The sequence below is a fragment of the Viscerimonas tarda genome (assembly GCF_054601255.1).
Map to the genome: position 1 here is coordinate 1 of NZ_BAAHWV010000105.1, position 2,335 is coordinate 2,335.

Annotated in this window: 2 protein-coding genes and 1 pseudogene; all 3 read left to right on the top strand. The window is 32.6% G+C overall.

The genetic code is table 11. The annotated features are described in order from the left end of the window. A pseudogene (locus ACYPWY_RS16005) lies at positions 1–715 on the top strand (hypothetical protein); the annotation flags it as partial. Positions 716–724: 9 nt separating this feature from the next. Continuing rightward, positions 725–1,456, top strand: coding sequence for a hypothetical protein (locus ACYPWY_RS16010; RefSeq protein ID WP_459686544.1), 732 nt, complete (start codon positions 725–727; stop codon positions 1,454–1,456). Positions 1,457–1,458: 2 nt separating this feature from the next. Next, the gene (locus ACYPWY_RS16015; RefSeq protein ID WP_459686545.1) at positions 1,459–2,196 is read left to right on the top strand and encodes a hypothetical protein; all 738 of its coding nucleotides are present in this window, start codon (positions 1,459–1,461) and stop codon (positions 2,194–2,196) included. Positions 2,197–2,335 lie beyond the last annotated feature (139 nt).

The following is a 2,335-nucleotide window of genomic DNA, read 5'->3' on the forward strand; positions in this document are numbered from 1 at the left end:
GAGCGAGACCGATGCCGAAAAGAAAATCAAAGCGTTAGAGAAATGGTTATTTGGTGGTGGTTCGAATGAGGATGAGGGAATCATCCTTGACGAAGAGGGCAATTGGTGGGTAAATCAATTTGATGAGACATTTAAAACTCCATGTGGCTGTTGGCCTACGAATGATTGCAATGGGCGGAAAATTGGAGGCAACCAATGCTGTTACCGTGCAGCGAATATGATACTGGATAATGCCAGTTCCGGAATGTCAACCAATCGGTCAATGCAATTGGTTATCGCAGAAAGCAGTAGTTCGGATTGTGGCAGTTTAACTGGTAAAGCAACTGAATTTGAACAGGCAGTCAAGATTATTGACAAATCTCTTTTTGAACATGAGTTGCCAATTTTAATTGGAGTACATCATCCAAAATCTATAAAAAACGATAAAGGGGTTATCATAGACTGGGAAGACAAGTGTTCTAATAATACTCCATCTACAACAAACTATTATGTAGTAATAAGAGGGAAAAAATATGATGAAACTAAAAAGCAATACTACTATCTGTTTTACGAAGTAGGTACAAGTACTTCCAGTAATGGAGAAAGTTCTGAAAATAGATTATATATTGATACGAAGAGTAATCTTATTAAGGGGAAAACTGCTTATATTACTACACATTCAGGAGATTATTATATAGTTACAGAAGTAAGAAAAAATACAGGTCAAACATATTAAAACTAAATTATGATGAAACTAAAAATTGTTATTGTGCTATTTCTTGTATTGACACTAAATACATTGTGCCACACACAGACGAAGCAAAATTCAAAATTTAATGATGTTGTTAAATTATTTCCAGAACAAAAAAGCCTTTCGAAATACAAGGATGGAGTAATTAGTAAAATTAATAAGATTAATAAGGAAGATGCGATTAAATATTTGCATCTTACGGAAGAAGATTTGAAGATGAATGACTATAGCTATAATTATGATGAAGAGATTGTATATGATAACTGGGTAGAAGTATTACCTGGGGCATTAGGCAAAATTTCAACAGAAAAATATATTGCATTGGTTTATGCTTTACTAAAATCTCCATCAGAGGGGCTAGAAACTTATAAGACAATGTTAACAACATTTACTTACGAAGGGCAAATCATAGATAGTATTGTTGTACGTAGTCAATATACACCAGAAGTAGATTGGCGAGATGTAGTTTTTTTAGAAAGTAATATTTTAAGAATTTTTGATTACAAACCCAATATGGAAAACTATAATATAAAGGGCGGGGCTTATTACATTATAGATGAAAAAGGGCAACAAACGGTAGTAGAAATAAATGATTACCAGATAGATGAAAATGGTAAGATTAGTCATATAAAAACACATCCAAAACAATATTTAAAAGAATTTGTGAGTTTTTATCGGGAGTATCACAAGGATTCAGATGACCCCATGAATGAGTATGATTATTGATTATGAAAAGTATTAAATTTATTTTGGTTGCTACTACAATAATGTGCAGCGTTACCTCTTGTCATGCACAAGAAGAAAAGAAGGTAACAGACAAAGAGTTTCAAACCCTATTGGATAGATTTAGGACAGTAATGCCTCCACTAAATTATAAAAAAATACAACAGCAAATTTCGTCTATGACAGAAGAAGAAGCTATTCGTTTTTTACATAAAACGGAAGATGATTTATATTACATAGAACAAGTGATGGGGGAAGACGAAATGGGCAATGAAATTTTAGATGAAACAACAGAAGAAAACATACCCAGTTGTGATTTCAAATATTTATTGAATGATAGTATTTATATTCTATGTACTAGAGAAGGCATTTATGGTGGAGAAAAGGACACAGGATTAGTTTATCTGAGAACATTTACCTTGGAAGGGGAAATCTTAGACAAATGTGTTGTTGGTGGCGATGTTACTTACGGAGATATTCAAGTCGTTGAAGAATATTCGAGTTTTGTTTTATTGGATATACAAACTGTTAGGGTATTTTATTATGCAGAAAATTATACACGGAAAGACGAAGGATTTCAATCTACTGTGTATTATGTAAATTATCAAATAACTGATGAAGGCAAGTTTATTAGGAAAGATAAATCTAATATTACATATTTGAAAAGATTTGTGGGAGAATATGGCAATTATGGTGCTTACAAACCAAAGCCAGACGACCCCATGAGTGAGTATGATTTTTGATATATAATTAGATAAATGCACCGCCTACTCCTCATATTATCCATGTTCCGGTAGTGTATCAGAAATGGCATTATGAATATAATTAATTGATAACCAGTATAAAAATACTAGCTGGCGCGGATTTAAAAAGTACTTTCAA